The 18,158-nt window shown below is 42.1% G+C and carries 11 protein-coding genes and 1 pseudogene; 3 read left to right on the forward strand and 9 right to left on the reverse strand.

The window, feature by feature from the left end; translation table 11 throughout:
- Positions 1–193 precede the first annotated feature (193 nt).
- Positions 194–511 carry a helix-turn-helix domain-containing protein gene (locus FTU98_RS08485; RefSeq protein ID WP_004970272.1) on the forward strand — a complete coding sequence of 106 codons (318 nt, stop codon included), beginning with the start codon at positions 194–196 and terminating at the stop codon, positions 509–511.
- Entirely contained in the window at positions 508–1,797 is a 1,290-nt protein-coding gene (locus FTU98_RS08490; protein ID WP_180051018.1) for a type II toxin-antitoxin system HipA family toxin, read from the forward strand. The genes FTU98_RS08485 and FTU98_RS08490 overlap by 4 nt, the downstream gene beginning before the upstream one ends.
- Positions 1,798–1,814: 17 nt before the next feature.
- Here FTU98_RS08490 and FTU98_RS08495 read toward each other — a convergent pair whose 3' ends face one another.
- Complete coding sequence (locus tag FTU98_RS08495) at positions 1,815–5,162, reverse strand: DEAD/DEAH box helicase (protein ID WP_180051021.1); 3,348 nt, start codon at positions 5,160–5,162, stop codon at positions 1,815–1,817.
- Between the two features lie 347 nt (positions 5,163–5,509).
- Positions 5,510–6,748 (reverse strand): hypothetical protein, encoded by a 1,239-nt coding sequence (locus tag FTU98_RS08500; protein ID WP_131261285.1) that lies wholly within the window; start codon positions 6,746–6,748, stop codon positions 5,510–5,512.
- 249 nt (positions 6,749–6,997) lie between these two features.
- On the opposite strand from FTU98_RS08500, the gene FTU98_RS08505 reads away from it, so the two are divergent.
- Positions 6,998–8,374 (forward strand): phosphomannomutase CpsG, encoded by a 1,377-nt coding sequence (locus FTU98_RS08505; protein WP_180051024.1) that lies wholly within the window; start codon positions 6,998–7,000, stop codon positions 8,372–8,374.
- 83 nt (positions 8,375–8,457) lie between these two features.
- Here FTU98_RS08505 and FTU98_RS08510 read toward each other — a convergent pair whose 3' ends face one another.
- The 7 genes and pseudogenes from FTU98_RS08510 to FTU98_RS08540 form a co-directional block, all read right to left on the reverse strand.
- The gene (locus tag FTU98_RS08510) at positions 8,458–9,336 is read right to left on the reverse strand and encodes a beta-1,6-N-acetylglucosaminyltransferase (protein ID WP_180051092.1); all 879 of its coding nucleotides are present in this window, start codon (positions 9,334–9,336) and stop codon (positions 8,458–8,460) included.
- A gap of 9 nt (positions 9,337–9,345) precedes the next feature.
- Positions 9,346–10,356: pseudogene (gene galE, locus FTU98_RS08515) on the reverse strand (UDP-glucose 4-epimerase GalE); the annotation flags it as partial.
- Complete coding sequence (pgi, locus tag FTU98_RS08520; protein WP_180051094.1) at positions 10,349–12,055, reverse strand: glucose-6-phosphate isomerase; 1,707 nt, start codon at positions 12,053–12,055, stop codon at positions 10,349–10,351. The gene pgi and the pseudogene galE, both read right to left, overlap by 8 nt.
- 14 nt (positions 12,056–12,069) lie before the next feature.
- Positions 12,070–13,338, reverse strand: a complete 1,269-nt coding sequence (locus tag FTU98_RS08525) for a nucleotide sugar dehydrogenase (protein ID WP_167845666.1) — start codon at positions 13,336–13,338, stop codon at positions 12,070–12,072.
- 503 nt (positions 13,339–13,841) lie between these two features.
- Positions 13,842–14,723 carry a UTP--glucose-1-phosphate uridylyltransferase GalU gene (gene galU / locus FTU98_RS08530; protein ID WP_167845665.1) on the reverse strand — a complete coding sequence of 294 codons (882 nt, stop codon included), beginning with the start codon at positions 14,721–14,723 and terminating at the stop codon, positions 13,842–13,844.
- An 88-nt stretch (positions 14,724–14,811) separates the two neighbouring features.
- A complete protein-coding gene (locus FTU98_RS08535; RefSeq protein WP_180051027.1) occupies positions 14,812–16,686 on the reverse strand; it encodes a nucleoside-diphosphate sugar epimerase/dehydratase in 1,875 nt (624 codons plus the stop codon).
- Positions 16,687–16,944: 258 nt separating this feature from the next.
- Entirely contained in the window at positions 16,945–18,120 is a 1,176-nt protein-coding gene (locus FTU98_RS08540; protein ID WP_180051029.1) for a DegT/DnrJ/EryC1/StrS aminotransferase family protein, read from the reverse strand.
- Between the last annotated feature and the right edge of the window lie 38 nt (positions 18,121–18,158).

Genomic DNA, 18,158 nt, shown 5'->3' on the forward strand with positions numbered 1-18,158 from the left:
ATCAATCATACAAGATAAAAAAAACTCCAAAACAAAAGATAGTATTAGCTACTACTAAGTGGCTTATGTTAAACAAGATCAGCTTGCCTAGATCCTAAATATTGATGCCGCGGAGCCTGTTAATAATTTCTGTCATTGCTTCTTAATAAAAAAGCAACTAATATGCTTCTTACACCACCAAAAAGCAATAAATATGTCTACACCAAATAAGTCTTTACTACAGCAAGTCAAAAAAAGACGAACCCTATTGGGTTTAAAGCAAGTTGATATGCAATCACGTACAGGCATTTCAAGACAGCAGTACCAAAAACTGGAAAGTCAAGGCAATCCTCGATTAGATACCTTAGAAATTATTGCGGCAGGACTAAATGCTCAACTGATGCTCATCCCAGATGATAAGGTTCATTTGATTAGACAATTATTGAATGATGAAATTAAAGTCACTATTGAAGATCAAGATGACTTAATGTCTAACCCATGGAAAGGTCTTCTCGGAGGAGAGGAACCATGAATACTGTTGCAGTCCTGAAATTAACATTACATCACGTTGTCGTTGGATACTTGGCAGGATTTCAGAGCGGAAAAAATATTCTGGTTTTCACAGATTCTTTTCACTTGGATCAGCAACGTCCGACCTTGAGCTTGCTTACTTCCCCTTTATATCCTCAAGCGGATAAGATTTTAGAAAAGACCTATGTTACACATCAGCGCTTACACCCCTTGCTATCAAATCTGCTACCAGAAGGTGCATTACGCGAACTCATAGCACAAAGCCTCAAAATACATATAGACAATGAATTTCAGTTATTGGCAGCTTTAGGTCATGACTTACCTGGGGCACTGATTGCAACCCCAGTAGATCCAGAAGAAATCCCAGATGGAATAAAATTTAAGCTTCAGATCTCGAATCCAGATCAGATATTAAAACAAGAGATTCAGACAAATAATAAGTTTTCCTTGGCTGGCGTCCAAATGAAGTTTTCCATGAAAGCCAAAGATGGGCGTTTTACATTAGCACAGGCAACGGAATCCAGCCTACTCGGTGATTGGATTGTCAAAACTCCTTCTACCAGACATGCTTTTGTTCCGCTGAATGAATACTCTATGATGATCCTTGCCAAAATGGTCGGAATAGATATCCCAGAGATTCGTTTGGTAGATATGGCACTCTTACAAGACCTTCCACCATTAAATCTACCCCAAGAGCAATATGCTTTTGCAATTAAGAGATTAGATAGGCAGAGTACTGCTAATACTACAGAGCTTATTCATATTGAAGATTTTGCTCAGATCTTTGGTTCATATCCACACCAGAAATACAGCACCACAAATTATGAGCAGATCGGTAAGATCATTTATCACTATTCAGATAACAAAATTTTTGATATTCAGCAATTTGCCAGCCGTTTACTCGTCAATATTTTACTCGCCAATGGAGATGCACACTTAAAGAACTGGAGTATGATTTATCACGATAAAACAACGCCAAGATTATCCCCTGCATACGATATATTGATGACAAGTGTATATATTGAAAATGAGCGTCATTTCGCCTTAAATCTTGCCAAAAATAAAGATTGGTATTTAGCTGAGATGAAACACTTTGAACAATGGGCTGAAAAAGTCGGTGTTCCATGGCGTGTTATTGAAAAACAACTTCACGCGATCATGGACAAAGCACGGTCGGTATGGCCAGTGCTATTACTAGACTTACCTATGATTTCTGTTCATAAAGAAAAATTAAGAGAACATTGGAAAAAATTGCATCCGGACTTTCAGATACTTACAGATGATTAGGGTAATCTGAAACCAAACTAAAATTTCTCAAACAAGTTCATCACGTCATTTTCCGTCAGTTTCGCTTCGCCTTCATGATCTGTACTTAGAATAGAGTGTGCCAGTTCTGCTTTATTTTGCTGTAAGGCAAGAATTTTTTCTTCTATGCTTTTATTAGTAATCAGCTTATAGACAAATACCGGCTTGTCCTGTCCAATCCGCCATGCACGATCTGAAGCTTGATCTTCAGCAGCAGGGTTCCACCATGGATCATAGTGAATGACCGTATCTGCGGCAGTTAGATTCAAACCGACCCCTCCTGCTTTCAGACTGATTAAAAATACCGGCACTTGTCCAGACTGAAACGCTGTAATGACTTCATCTCGCTTTTTGGTCTTTCCAGTCAGCTTCACATAGCCAATTTCTGCGTGATGGAACTGTTGTTCAATCAGTTCCAACATTGAGGTAAACTGAGAGAAGATAAGAATTTTTCGCCCCTCTTCCACCATTGGAACGACCATATCCATCAACTGTTCAAGTTTGGCAGAATGCGCCTGCCCAATTTTCACTGAATCCAGCTTTAGTAAGCTAGGATGGCAGCACACCTGACGTAGCTTCAGTAAGGCATCTAAAATTTGAATTTGACTACGTTTAAAGCCTTTTTCTGCCACAATTTTCTGAATGCTTGCCTGCATCGTGGCACGAACAGCCTCATATAACTTGGATTGCTGGTCATTCATATCAATATTGACTTCAATCGTGGTTTTTTCTGGCAACTCTTTGGCTACGTCAGTTTTCAAGCGACGTAAAATGAAGGGCTTAATCCGGTTGACCAACTTTTGTCTTAACTGCTCATCACCGCGCTTTTCAATCGGATGACGGTACTTTTTATTAAAAATTTCTTGTGAATATAAAAATCCTGGCATCAGGAAATAAAATAGTGCCCACAGCTCACCCAAATGATTTTCCATAGGTGTACCGGTTAGACACAAACGATGTCGTGCTTTTAATTGGCGTACTACCTGTGCAGCTTTGGCACGTGGATTTTTGATATTCTGCGCCTCATCCAAAATGAGTTGATGATATTCATATTGCTTTAGTTGTTCTTCATCTCTCGCTAGAAGCGGATAGGTGGTTAACACAATATCATAGTGCGGAATCTGCTCAAAATTCTGATGGCGGTCGGGCCCCTGTAGCAGCAATACCTTGAGCTCAGGGGTAAATTTCTCCGCTTCTTTGAACCAGTTATGCATCAGCGATGTGGGTGCAACAATTAAGGCGGGACTGTCCTGCAAATATCCAGCCTGCTTTTCCATGAGTAAATGGGCTAAAGTTTGTGCTGTTTTCCCCAAGCCCATATCATCTGCCAGAATCCCGCCATGCTGGGTTTCCCTTAAAAACTGTAACCAGCCTAAGCCCTGCTGCTGGTATGGACGCAACTCCCCCTGAAAACCTTGTGGTGTCGGCAGTTGTTGCTGATAGCCTTGTTTGAATTTCTGTACAAATTGCTGCAGGCGATCACTGACCTGCCATGTCATCCCAAGATTATGCTGCAATTCTAATAATTGACTCGCATCATAGCGATCAATACTGCGCTCTTCTTGCTGTAAAATGCTCTGCAGATGTAACAATACCGGCTTAATATCCCTAGCGGATAGAGCCAAATCAGGTTGATCAACTGCAGTTTTCACGGTGAAAATTTGACTGTCATGCAGATGAATAAACGTCCGCGGATCAAGTAAATCAGGATTTACTCGCACCAAAGCTACGAGCGCATCAAGTAAATTATAAGAATTGCCTGCACTGTCTTGAACCGTCGCCCCGATATTGAACCAGTCCTGCTGGCCTTCAGATTCAGTGATAGAAATATTTAAATTTTCAACATATTGCAGGTTAAAGGGGCTGTTTTCCAGATGCTCTATCTGCCAGCCCATCAACTCAATTTGATTGATGGGCATCAGCTGTTTGATCCAGTCTCCATAGAAAGCAAAAACCATAGAATCGAGACGTTGTTTATCCAGTTTTAATTGCTGGTCATAACTAAGATCTTTCACCCACTTCAGTGATTCGACCAATAGCTGTAAACGCTGGATTGACTGTTGTTCCTGAACTAAGTCCCGAAGCTGTCGCACCATTTTGTCATGCTGCTCACCAATGAAACTGTCACCTGATGTACCTGCTTTAATTCGCCCGCCTGCATAGGAGAATTCAATTTCAGCACAAACAGATTCTTCCCATTTCCAATCAAATTTATCTAAAACACCGAAGCGTAAAATTGGCTGGGGACTACCCTCAAGGACATCAATATGCTGAATAGACTCGGGCTGAGGCAGATTTTTCACGTCTGAATATTGATGAGTCAGTTTCTCAAACTCTGGCAAGAGCATAGATGGAAGATCAGGCATCTGTAAAAAATGGTACAGAAGATTTGCCGTATATTCACCATATAACTGGCCCACCGTGTTCTGTTGAATATCCACATAACACGGTGGCTGGCTAGCGAGAATTTGGATATGTGGATTTGATTTTAAATCGAGTCGAATATCACCATTGACCAATTCAATATTTAAATGCTCTGTCTGTTTGTTTACACCTTGTTGCCAGATCAGTTCGATGTGATAGTCTTGTTCTGACCATTGAAGTGCAGTATGGCTCTTTTTTTGCCAGTACACATCGCCACTTTGAATAAAAGATTTGAAATGCTCCAATAAAATTCCGGAGATATCAAGATTGCTTTGATAAAAACGTTCGTCACTGTTTATTTTGGCATAATAATAAATCTGGTTAAATAATTGTCGTTTTTGTTCAGGTAAAGTCAGATGCTTTCTGGTGATATTTTCATATTGGGTATAATAACTTTCCCCCGCAATTGAGCCGTTTTTATTGCGTCTGGCCTTCTGAACATCAACTGTCAATTTCTTTAAGCTGACAGACTGATCTAACAGGTAAATTAAATAATTGTTTGTTTTGACAGATTGCTCTGGTTCAGTCTGTTGTAAATACCGTTTAAAATCATTCAACCAGCGCTGTGCCTGATCATCCCCCCGTAGGCGTTTTGCGATTCCCTGCGGGGATTGAGAGTCAGCATAACGCTGCTGAAATTCCTGGCGATATTCCTGAAAGAATAACCGCGCTAAAGCAGCAGCATGTTTACAGTTATATCCAACCGGACAAGTGCAGTCGTCATCGATTAAACGGTCTTTTTGGGGATTATAGGTAATTGCAGTATCGTAATAATCTGTCCCTTCAATTTGGGCATACATCGTAACCCCGTCTTTTTCCTCAAAGAACTCAATCGTTTCCCTATCAATGCGCTTAGCATAGCTAAGACTACGCTGAAGAGTTGCTGTACTAAAGCGAGATAGAAAATTGATCAATGAGGACATAATTACCAGACACTAAAAATGTTTATACAATTATAACGGACAAAGGTGTCAATTCAGAATAGTAGCCGAACGGCCCAACCTGAGCATAACTTGGATTCACTCAAAAGGAATATTGTAAATAAAGACTACTTTTTGCATAAACATTCAAAGCCAAACCTCTCTAAGCCATTCAAATTTAAGTGAAAACTTAGGAATTTAGTTTACCTAATTCTGTCAATCTATTCAGCACTGCTACACGTCAAAATATATTACAAAGACTTGCTAATCAATGAATCTTTGTCATCACTGCTAATATCGCTATTGCAAGCCCAAGCTTCACCTTATTCCAGACCCAAACCTCAATATGTCTACATCATCACAGCATGCATTTCCCACACATATTGACTGCGCATCAATTGCTTTAATTGTTTAAGGTCTTGATATTTTTCCAGTATCTCTTGCGCTCGAGCTAATTTTTGTTGAACATGTCGATAGTCTTGCTCATATTTTCGATACAAATCCTGCACTTTAATTTTACGGTTAGAATATAAAAACTGACTCCAATTAAAAGAGTAAATAATGTCATCTACTTGCATTTGCAAAGTTTCTAACTGTTCTTCTAAAAGCAGGTTATACGCTTTTAATTGTTGATTGGCGAAAGACAAATTATGCTGCTGACCCAACTGAATTTGCAAATTTAACAATGTCAATAAATCATTGGCTTCATAAGCCTGATTGGCTTGCTGCATCAATACGGTTTTTTCTTGTTTTTTCTGCTCATCTTGCTCACGATCTGGGTGAATCCACGCTGTAATTTTTAAGTAAATCGCTTTAATGGACTGATTTGCTAGTTTCTTGGCTTCTTCACGCTGTTGCTGTTTTTTTGCTGCTTTGGCTTTTTCACGGGCAATTTGCTGTTCGGCAAAAGCTTTTTGCGCACTACTCAACTGACTTAAAAAATCCAGCTCCTCTTGTTCTTGCATTTTTTGTTCAAATTTTTTTATAAAGTCATCTAAATCTAATGGATCATGCTGAAAATCAAAAAAATCTAAATCTAGGTCATATTCTTCACAAAGAAAATGCTTCAAACTTTCTAGCTTGAGCTGTGCCAAGCGCTCTTGTTCAGACTCATCATGTTCAAAACTATTTTGTTCACATTGTTCAACATTTTCGTCTTCTGACTCTGTTGCTGTTTTAGCTTCAGATCTTAAATCCACATCATCTGTGTCTAGCAATTCAATATGATGCCCATAACTGTTCAGCAATTCTGTTAAAAACTGAACTTGTTCGGTAGACATCTGCTGCGAATCCAAAAGTTGTAAACTGAGTTGCTCAATTTTTTGATCCAGCTTAGTTTGCTGGGCTGCCGTCACTTTTTGTTGTTTTTGCTGAAGCAATTGTTGAATTTGCTGAAATATAACTTCACGCAATTGCGCATAAGTCGGTAAAATTTCACGGCTGGCACGTGCCTGAATATCGGCTTGTGCGGTCTGCCATTCATTCAAACGTAGCTGTTCCTGCTCAATTTTTTGGCATAATTTCTGAAATTTTTTCTGTGGCGCAGAAAGTTTCTGCTCTGGCTCTAAAGTACTTTTCTGTAATTCCATCTTCAATCATATCGAACACATAAGTCTGAGCCGTATTTTAACTAACTTCACTCAATAAAAAACACCCTTGCCATCACAACATCTTTTCTAACCCATAGTCTTTGACCTGCCCCATCTTGCAACAGCCCCACACACGGTTAATGACCTGAAACATCTTCAAGCAATTGATATTCCATTCTCTACAGCGAATTGTTCATAGTTCGATTATCATAGAGCGCATTGACAGCTATCACTTATTTAGGACAGTACATGAGCGCACTGACGTGTTTTAAAGCCTATGACATTCGTGGAAAATTAGGCACAGAACTCAATGATGAGATTGCCTATAAAATTGGTCGTGCTTACGGACAAATTTACCAACCCAAAACCGTTGCAATTGGCTGCGATATCCGTCTCAGCAGCGAAAGCTTAAAGCAAGCCACCATTCGTGGGTTAAATGATGCAGGGGTCAATGTGCTAGATTTGGGCATGACAGGCACAGAAGAAGTCTATTTCGCAGCCTTTCATTTAGACGTGCAAGGTGGCATTGAAGTGACTGCTAGCCATAACCCCATGGACTACAACGGCATGAAACTGGTTCGTGAAAATGCACGTCCGATTAGTGCCGATACTGGTCTAAAAGACATTCAGGCTTTGGCAGAATCGGGCGAATTTACCCCAGTTGAGCACAAAGGTAGCACTCAAAGCTACAATATTTTGCCTCAATTTATTGACCATTTAATGACTTATATCGAGCCTAGCAAAATTCGCCCAATGAAACTGGTCATGAATGCAGGCAATGGCGCTGCAGGACATGTGGTCGATGCAATTGAAGAAAAATTTAAAGCCCTGAATATCCCTGTTGAGTTTGTCAAAATTCATAATGATGCCGATGGCACCTTCCCCAATGGTATTCCAAACCCAATTTTAGTGGAAAACCGTGACAGTACCCGTAATGCCGTATTAGAACATCAAGCCGACATGGGCATTGCATGGGATGGTGACTTTGACCGCTGCTTCCTATTCGATGAAAAAGGTCAATTCATTGAAGGTTATTATATTGTTGGCTTATTGGCACAGGCATTTTTACTCAAACAAGCAGGCGAGAAAATCGTGCATGACCCACGTTTAGTCTGGAATACCTTTGATGTGGTCGCTCAATATCAGGGTGAAGCGATTCAATCTAAATCTGGGCATGCCTTTATTAAAGATGTGATGCGTGAGCACAATGCCGTTTACGGCGGTGAAATGAGCGCACACCACTATTTCCGTGATTTCGCCTATTGTGACAGCGGCATGATTCCATGGCTATTGGCGGTTTCGGTATTGTCTGAAACAGGACAATCGCTATCAAATCTAGTCGAAGAAATGATTGCCAAATTCCCATGTTCGGGGGAAATTAACTTTAAAGTGGCTAACACTCAAGCCACCATCCAAAAAATCTTTGAGCATTATGCTAGCCAAAACCCAGCAATTGACCAAACCGATGGTGTGAGTCTGGATTTCGGTACATGGCGTTTTAATGTCCGTGCGTCAAATACTGAGCCATTATTGCGCTTAAATATTGAAAGCCGTCGTGACCACAATCCACGCCCAATGCAGGACTATGTGGATGAGTTGACGCAATTGATCCAAGGCGAAGCTTAATTCCTCAAAAAAAACCTAAAAACAGTGCCCTTTAAACTAGAGAAAAACTCCAGTTTTCAGGGTACTTTTACTATATGAATCTTTTATGGAAAGTATTTTTCAAGTATATCGACTGTGATGTTGGTATTCATTTTCCGTGCAAACAGCATGCCTGACTGCTTCATTCTATCAAAATCAGAAACATCTAAAGTCCTTGGATAATCTGGCCCGGAAGCCCAGTCAATATATCTTAGCCCTCTTTCACAATCCTTTATCCTATGCTGGGCATGATAGATGCGTTGCTGAAAATGGGAATTATAAATAATGGTATGGAAAAAGATTTCATCTGCACACAGTGAAGATTTAAAGGTTTTTGCATAATCCGGATTTGCTTCCAGATAATCCAGAATAAATGTTACAGCCTGATCGGTGAGGGTGATCCAGTTTGAACCTTTATATAGTTTAGGTAAATGAGAAATATCCTGTTTACGAAAGTGCTGGCAATACCATGATGCCCCTCTGTTCAGGAACCGAAATAACGGTGATTTAACTTTCTGATACATAATCGGTAAATAAAGGACATTAACCCGTTGTTCCACATCATCTGCTAAATCATCATGGCCCACAAACTCTGTCTGGTTTTGATATTCTTTTTCTAGAAATAATTCTCTTACTGAATTTGAACATAAAGGAATGTCATCTCCAGACAGGAAGAAAAAATAGCCGTAATCATATTTTTGCGCTTCCTGCAGGAGCTTTAACATGACCTCAATTTGACTATAACTGCCCCATCGTACATCTGTCCGGTCTGCTAAAAAATATACCCGATCATGCTGTCCAAATTGAGTATGAAACGGGACAATATCTGTTTTCTGATCGACATGAATGAGAATAATACTATGGGGACTCTTCACAAGCTCATTCACGAGAAAAACCAGTGAATGCGTAAGTTGGTGACAAATGATCCCATAAATAAAATTCATTTTTGATCCATATCCATGAGGATTCTGCTTCTGCCAATTCCAACTATCTGCCAACATATCCTCTAAAGCATATTGAGGTGTCCAGCCGAGTTCTTGCACGGCGCGGCTATTATCTGCAAAAGATATCGCCACATCGCCTTCACGACGTGGTGCAAACTCAAATGGAATCTGCACACCATTGACCTGTTCAAAAGTATTCTTCACTTGCAGCACCGAAATTCCATTACCCGTACCAATATTCCAAGCACGGCAACCCTGGGCAGTCAAACGGTTATTCAAGGCACATAAATGCGCGTTGGCCAAATCGACCACATGAATATAATCGCGCACACCAGTACCATCTGGCGTGGGATAATCCTGCCCAAAAATTGACAGTTTTTCACGACGTCCCACCGCCACTTGGGTGACATAAGGCATTAAATTATTTGGAATACCTTGTGGGTCTTCGCCGATGCAACCACTTTTATGTGCCCCCACAGGGTTAAAATAACGCAATAGCGCAATCGACCAACGTGCATCGGCAAGGGCTGCTTTTTGTAAAAGCTGTTCCACAATCAGTTTGGTATAGCCATAGTTATTGCTTGGCATGCCCGTTGGCATCTCTTCATTCAACGGCGAAATATTGGCTTCATCATATACTGTAGCCGATGAACTAAACACCAATTTAAACACATGCGCGCGCTGCATCGCCTGCATCAAGCTAATTGAACCCGCAATATTGTTATCAAAATAGCTCAGTGGAATTTGTTGGCTTTCTCCCACTGCTTTGAGTCCTGCAAAATGAATCACCGCATCAATTTGATGTGCAGCAAACAGGGCATCCAAAGCAGCAGCATCACGGATATCGCCCTGAATAAAATGCAAGGGTTTAGCTGTCAATTGTTGCACCCGCGCCAATGACTCTGCCGAGCTATTAGATAAATTATCTAGCACCACCACGCTGTGCCCTGCATTCAGCAACTCAACACAGGTATGTGAACCGATATAGCCCGCACCGCCTGTGACTAAAATATTAGCCATCTATTTTTCCTAATAAAATTTTTAATAAACCTTGGGTCGATGCATCGAGTGCCGATAAATCCTGTTGCTGCCCATTTAAAATAGGCAAGAGCTGATTGGCAATTTCCTTGCCTTTTTCTACACCCCATTGGTCAAAGGGATTGATATTCCACAGCACCGATTGTACAAAGACTTTGTGTTCATACAAAGCAATCAACATGCCTAAGCTATACGGATTGAGTTCTTGCAATAAAATACTGCTACTTGGCTGATTACCACTGTACTGCTTATACGCAGCTAAGCCATCTAATTCCTGCTGATCTAATGCTTGATTACCAAAGGCCAAAAGCCGCGACTGCGCCAAGCAGTTGGACAAGGCCAAATGATGCTGCTCTACCAAAGCCTCAGCATTTTCCGCATAGGTAAATTGATTGGCATTATAACGCTGCACAGGGGCAATAAAATCACAGCTGACCGCATGTGTCCCTTGGTGCAACAATTGATAGAACGCATGCTGTGCATTCGGCCCAACCTCACCCCAAACAATCGGGCAAGTATCGACGCTCACCGCCTCGCCATTACGCTGAATCGACTTGCCATTAGATTCCATTTCTAATTGCTGTAAATACGAAGCGAAGTATTTTAAACGTCCATCATAAGGCAACACCGCATGAGTCTGAATATTCAGGAAATTATTATTCCACACCCCCAGCAAGCCCATCAGCACTGGGATGTTCTGATCAAATGCAGCCGTTTGAAAATGCTGATCAACCGCATGTGCACCTGCTAAAAACTGTTGAAAACCCGCAACGCCAATGGTCAGGGCAATCGGTAAGCCAATACACGACCATAGCGAATAGCGACCACCCACCCAATCCCAAAGCAAGAGCTGATTTTCAGGACAAATGCCCCAAGCGGTCATTTTATCTGCTTTGGTGGATACCCCAATAAAGTGATGTTTCAGAATTTGCGCATGTGTACCCAAAGCCTTTTCCAGCCATTGTTTCACCGTTTGCGCATTGGATAAGGTATCAATGGTGCCAAAAGACTTGGACGAAATAATAAATAAAGTAGTTTCAGGACGCAGACGATGCAGCAATTCAGATAACTGGCTGCCATCCATGGTGGACACAAAATGTACATTCAGTGGTTTTTCAGTCGCCACTTTAAAATCAGATAAGGCTTGGGTCACCATCAACGGGCCTAAATCTGAGCCACCCACACCAATATTGACCACATCCTGAATCACTTCACCCGTGGCACCACGGTATTGGCCTGCATGGATTTTTTCCACCAAGGCATACATACGCTCAAGCTGGGTATGCACTTGCTCAGTCAATGCAGCGTAGGCATCGGTCTGTTCGGAAGCGCATGCTGCTGTACTGGTCGCAGGCAAACGCAAGGCCCAATGCATCGCATCGCGCTGTTCGGTATAGTTAATTTTCTCTGAGCCCGTTGCCGTTGAAAATAAACGTCCAATCCACTCAGCAAGCTGACTCTGCTGTGCAAACTGAACCAGAGTCTGCAACACCTTGGCATCAATCCGATGCTTGCTATAGTCAAACAGCACACTGTCCAAAGCCACCGAGAAACGCTGAAAACGCTGCGGATCTTGAGCAAAGAGCTGATTTAAATGCAGATGCTGAAACTGTTGCTGCAATTGTTGTAACTGCGGCAAAGCATTGTCATTTGGGGAGATCGAACTTTGCGTCTGTGGCATTGTGCTGCGAATCATTAGCGACCGACTCCCATATAAGCAAAACCTTGTGCCTTTACAAATTCAGGATCATAAATATTGCGACCATCCAAAATCAGCGGATGCTGCATCTGCTGCAACAAAGTTGGATAATCCAAACTCCAATATTGTTTCCACGCGGTCAGCACACATAATGCCGATGCACCTTCGACGGCTTGATATTGGTCTGTACATAAAATTAGATCATCGCGCTGACCATACTGTGCCACAATTTCAGGCAAGGCTTGTGGGTCATGCAATTTGACCGTCACACCCTGCGCCCACAAAGCAGGCAACATCACATGAATGGGAGAATGTTGCACCCGTGCGGTATTTTCTTTAAAGGCTGCGCCCCAAATGGCCACAGTTTTGCCGTTTAAATCGCCCTGATAATAATTCCAAAGCTTTCTAAACAAGAGTTCTTTTTGTTGTTCGTTAATATCCCAAACTTGCGCCAACAGCTGACTTTTTACCCCTGTAGTGGATACGGTACTGGCCAGAGTCTGAATATCATGGCTAAAGTTTTCACCACCAAACCCCGCACCAGGATACATATACGATGCACCAATACGGCTATCTGCCGCCATACCCTGCCGCACATGCTCAATATCAATCCCCAGTTTTTCTGCCACCACCGCCAAGTCATTGATATAACTGATACGGGTTGCCAACATGCCTGAAATACTCAGTTTGGTAAATTCTGCATCCAACACGGGCATAAACAGGTATTGCTGTGCACGTGGAAATAAAGGGCGGAGTAATTCTTTGAGTTTGACTTTTGCACGTTCATTTTCACAACCCACCGTGAGTTGCTGTGCGCGGGTCATACTTTGAATGGCATTGCCCTCTTGAATCATGTCGGGTAAATACATCCAGTCATCTTGTGGCAAGATTTTTTGCAGACGCTGTGTGCCATTTAAGCCCAAAGTCGAGGCATTGATCATCAATTTAGGGTGAATGATCGGACGTTGTTGTAACTGCCCCAAAACGGTTACGGCGTGGGCTTCTTCAGTTGGGTTCAAACTGAGTAGATACACATCCACATCTAAAGGCAATGCAGCAAAATCACAATAATGTAAAAAGCCTTTGCTGCATTGTTGTTGTAATAACAGACTCAAGGCTTGGTCTTGAAAGCTGAGATGTTGCTGTTCGAGTGGATGGGCTGCGTCTTGAAAGATATCGCACCAATAGACTTGATGCCCACATTCTGCCAAAAGTGCAGACATCACGCCTGCATAGAGGGTTTTACCAAAGACTGCGACTTTCAAAATGTGTTCCTATGTATTGGTTGATGCTGTTTATTTCATGGGGTTACTCTCTTGATTCAAGAGAGATTAGGAAAGATTTTTACATTTCATCCTTTCCTACATCATATATAAATTAACTTTTCAGGTCTTTTAATCCCCCTCAATCCCCCTTTGAAAATGGGGAAGTTCACACTAGCAAAGGCTTTATAATGGATGTTCCACCATGAGCAAGAATTTAAGCACTGCTTTAAATTTTCGCATATAAAATCAATTTTATAATGAGCACCCCTCTCTTTTTTAAAGAGAGGTTGGGAGAGATTTTCAACATTGGAAGTTTTCACCATATTTGGCTCTCCTTTTTTTAATCCCCCTCAATCCCCCTTTGAAAAGGGGGAGGTTCGCACAAGCAAGGGCTTTGTAATGGGATGTTCCTCCCTGAGCAAGAATTTAAGCACTGCTTTAAATTCTTGCGTAAGAAGGGAGGCTAGGAGAGATTTTCTAATCTTTCCTCCCTCAACCCATCCTTAAGATTCAATCTTTAATTCTTGAATCAAGGCTTTAAAATCATCACCTAGTTTTGGATGATCAAGCCCATAATGCAACACCGCCTTTAAGTAACCCAACTTACTGCCACAGTCAAAAGTCTGACCTTGCATACGGTAAGCTTCCACCACACTATTTTGCTGCAACATGGCAATGGCATCGGTCAATTGAATTTCATTACCCGCCCCTTTAGGGGTGTTTTCGAGCAAAGTCATAATTTCTGCAGGCAAAACGTAACGCCCCACCACCGATAAATTAGAAGGTGCAGTGCCTACTGCGGGTTTTTCGACAATGCCCTGCATCACGGTACTTTCACCTTCAGCAGGTGCTGTGGCTACATCGACAATACCGTATTGATCGACCAGATGATCTGGCACAGCTTCAACCATAATTTGTGCAGCCTGAGATTGCTCAAAACGCTGAATCATACGCGCCAAGTCATTTTGTGCCGCATCATCTTTAACCAATACATCGGGTAACAGTACCGCAAAAGCATCATTGCCTACTACAGATTTGGCACATAGCACCGCATGGCCTAAACCGAGAGGCTGTGGCTGACGTACACTCACCACACTCACGTGCGCAGGTAAAATTTCGGTAATTTCTTTGAGCAAATCCAGTTTTTGTTTTTGTTCCAAAGTGGTTTCTAGCTCAAAGTTACGGTCAAAGTAGTTTTCAATGGAGGCTTTAGAGCAATGGGTCACCAAAATAATTTGCTCAATCCCTGCTGCAACTGCCTCCCGCACTACATATTCAATCGCAGGACGATCGACCACGGTCACCATTTCTTTGGGAATGGCTTTACTGGCTGGCAGAAAACGGGTGCCTAAACCTGCAACGGGTAAAATGGCTTTTTTAATCATCTCAGATACCTAATTTCACACAAATTTTTTAGTTAAATTCTACTCATCAACAAGTTGAACTGACTTACTTCAACTTAGTTTTTGAAATTTAGTTCACCTTAATTTCTGTCCCACGGGCATAACCATCCACATAGTGTTCAAGCTGTGCTAAAGCCCAGTCGATATCACTTTGAATTGCAGTTAAGTCATGCATACGCTCAAACACCATCAGCAATTCATCCAACGGATACATTTTTTCATAAGAACGCAAAATGCGACTGTGCTGGGTCACTTCGGTATTATCGGCATCAATCAACAATTCTTCGTAGAGTTTTTCGCCAGGACGTAAGCCTGAATATTGGATTTCAATATCACCTTCCTGACTGCCTGTTTCTCGTACTTTTAAACCACTCAGTGCAATCATTTGACGAGCCAAGTCCTGAATGCGTACAGGTTCCCCCATATCCAGCAGGAATACATCGCCCCCCTGACCTAAAGCACCCGCCTGAATCACCAATTGCGAGGCTTCTGGAATGGTCATAAAGTAACGGGTGACTTCAGGATGAGTCACGGTAATAGGCCCACCTTTGGCAATTTGCTGTTTAAACAACGGCACCACCGAACCCGATGAACCCAAAACATTCCCAAAACGGACAATGCTAATTTGAGTCTGATCTTGCGCTTCTGCCATCGCCTGACAATACAATTCTGCCATACGTTTAGACGCCCCCATAACATTGGTTGGACGCACGGCTTTATCGGTAGAAATGAGTACAAAGGTTTCTACACCTGTTTTGACCGCTGCATTTAAGCTAAATGCTGTACCAATGGCGTTGTTTTTCAAACCTGCCAATGGGTTACATTCTACCAAGGGCACGTGTTTGTAAGCAGCCGCATGGTACACGGTTTGAACCCTGTACTGTTCCATCACTCGCTCTAGTTTGGCCTGATCCAACACTGAACCTAAAATCGGGATAATCGTGACATCGCTATTTAAGCGTAATTCTTTGTCAATGCTGTACAACGCAAATTCGGTCAGTTCATAAATTACCAAGGCTTTGGGTTTGTTTTTGACAATTTGACGACACAATTCAGAACCAATGGAACCACCCGCGCCTGTAACCAAGACCATTTTGTCTTGAATATTTTTAGCCAACAGTTCAGGGACTGGCGGCACAGGGTCACGCCCGAGCAAGTCAATAATATCGACTTCCTGAATATCCGATACGTGAATTTCACCATCGACCAGTTTGGTCAGGCCCGGAATTTCGGTAATTTTAATATGTGCAGGTTCTAAAAATTTGACGATCTCGCTTTTACGCATCCGTCCTACAGAAGGCAGCGCAATCAGAATTTCATCGACATTTTTTTTAGCTAACAATTTTAATGCGCTGTCTGCGTCATAGACTTTTAAACGTCCTAACTGCTGCCCACTGAGTGATGGATCGTCATCTATAAATAATACGGGTAAGTGTTCATCGGAATTGTAGAGTGCTGCCGCAATTTGCTGTCCTGCATTGCCTGCACCATAAATCGCCACACGTTTTTTTTGTACATCGGCTTGTAAATAAGAACGCACGATAAAGCGAATAAAACCACGGCTAAACCAGACCCAAGCGAACATGAGAAAGCCGAACATGAGCGGAATAGAGGTGGGAATAAAGGCATCGGTAAAATAAGCCAACGCATACAACCCTGCCACAGTCAAAGCAGTACCCAACCCCAATTTGACCATAAACAGTTCGCTGTAGGTGCGCACAATAAAGCGATACACCCCAAAAATAAACAGCGACACAACGGCAATCACACTCGCCCATACCGAACCAAAAGCCAAGTTGGGCACCACTTCTGCGCCTAAATCAAACTGGCGGATGGCATAACATAGCCACAGCAAGACAGGAAATACACAAAAGTCCAACACCATTAAAAATGCAAGTTTGACTAAACGGGGGGATTCTACAGCAGGTTCGATAATGGATTTCACGGAATGAGGCTTCTCAATTTTTTACTGAGGATAGATTGGATGAGACATCTTAAAACAACCCTCAGTTCACACTATTTTTATCAAAGTAATATATATGACTTTGTCATATTTTACTCTATTTTCGATTTAAAGATTAGATGACTCTATCGCACTGCAAAAGCCGAATGATGTAAAGCTACAACAACCAACCTAACGCAGCCCTTTGCGCCCTATCGCAAGATGAAGATCACCACTTGAGGGCTGCATCACAAGTATGGCTTAGCCTGCCATCTGTTGTATCACCTGCTGAATGGCTGCAATGGTTTTTTCTATGCTGTCATTGCTTAAATTTGGATGAACCAAGAACATTAAACTGGTTTCGCCTAATTGCTGTGCATTGACCAAACGCTGTACAGGTCGCCATGCTGTGCCATCAAAGGCGTGTTCCAAATACACTTCTGAACACGAACCGCTAAAACAAGGTACATTCAGCGCATTGATTTCCTGCATGATACGATCACGTGACCAATCTGCAGGTAACTGTTCGCTATTGACCTGCACATAGCATTTGTAGTTAGCATGCACATAGTCGCTGTCTGGATAATGCACAGTAAAATATGGACTGTCTTGAAACGCTGCCAAAATGCGCTGTGCATGCTCGGTACGTTTTTGTGTCCATTCTGGCATGCGCTGTAATTGTATACGTCCAATCACCGCTTGCATTTCCATCATGCGCCAGTTGGTGCCAAATGAGTCATGTAACCAGCGGAAACCTGGCGGATGTTGTTTGTGATAAATGCTGTCGTAATTTTTACCATGGTCTTTGTAAGACCACATTTTTTTCCATAGCTGTTGATCATTGGTGGTGACCATACCGCCTTCGCCACCTGTAGTCATAATTTTGTCCTGACAGAACGACCATGCACCAATATGCCCAATCGAACCTGCAGATTTGCCTTTGTACATCGCACCATGCGCTTGGGCACAGTCTTCAATCACATACAGACCCTTTTCTTTTGCCAGTTGCATAATCGGATCCATATCACACATCCAGCCTGCCAAATGTACACAAATAATGGCTTTGGTATTTGGCGTCAATACTGTTTCAATAGTACGGGCAGAAATGTTTTGTGAATCGAGTTCTACATCTGCAAAAATTGGGTTTGCACCTGCTGTCACAATGGAGCTTGCCGAAGCTAAAAAGGTGCGTGAAGTGACAATCACGTCATCACCCGCGCCAATGTTTAAGGCTTTGAGCGCAACATCTAAAGCGACAGTACCGTTGGCAAGTGCTACGGCATATTTGGCTTGCGCAAATTGGGCAAACTCTTTTTCAAATTCACGGCATTCTTGCCCTGTCCAGTAGTTGACTTTGTTAGACAGTAAAACTTGAGATACGGCATCTGCCTCTTGCTCTGTAAAGCTTGGCCATGGTTCAAATGCTGTGTTTAGCATGCTTTATCCTAGAATATTAATCGTATTCATCTTAAAAA

Origin of the sequence: Acinetobacter sp. YH12211 (assembly GCF_013418015.1) — a bacterium.
GTDB lineage: Bacteria > Pseudomonadota > Gammaproteobacteria > Pseudomonadales > Moraxellaceae > Acinetobacter > Acinetobacter towneri.

Coding starts and splice junctions, on each gene's coding strand:
- FTU98_RS08510 (WP_180051092.1), bottom strand. CDS start 9,336: ATGAATTTTATTTATGGGATCATTTGTCACCAACTTACGCATTCACTG.
- pgi (WP_180051094.1), bottom strand. CDS start 12,055: ATGCCACAGACGCAAAGTTCGATCTCCCCAAATGACAATGCTTTGCCG.
- FTU98_RS08505 (WP_180051024.1), top strand. CDS start 6,998: ATGAGCGCACTGACGTGTTTTAAAGCCTATGACATTCGTGGAAAATTA.
- FTU98_RS08485 (WP_004970272.1), top strand. CDS start 194: ATGTCTACACCAAATAAGTCTTTACTACAGCAAGTCAAAAAAAGACGA.
- FTU98_RS08495 (WP_180051021.1), bottom strand. CDS start 5,162: ATGTCCTCATTGATCAATTTTCTATCTCGCTTTAGTACAGCAACTCTT.
- galU (WP_167845665.1), bottom strand. CDS start 14,723: ATGATTAAAAAAGCCATTTTACCCGTTGCAGGTTTAGGCACCCGTTTT.
- FTU98_RS08500 (WP_131261285.1), bottom strand. CDS start 6,748: ATGGAATTACAGAAAAGTACTTTAGAGCCAGAGCAGAAACTTTCTGCG.
- FTU98_RS08490 (WP_180051018.1), top strand. CDS start 508: ATGAATACTGTTGCAGTCCTGAAATTAACATTACATCACGTTGTCGTT.
- FTU98_RS08540 (WP_180051029.1), bottom strand. CDS start 18,120: ATGCTAAACACAGCATTTGAACCATGGCCAAGCTTTACAGAGCAAGAG.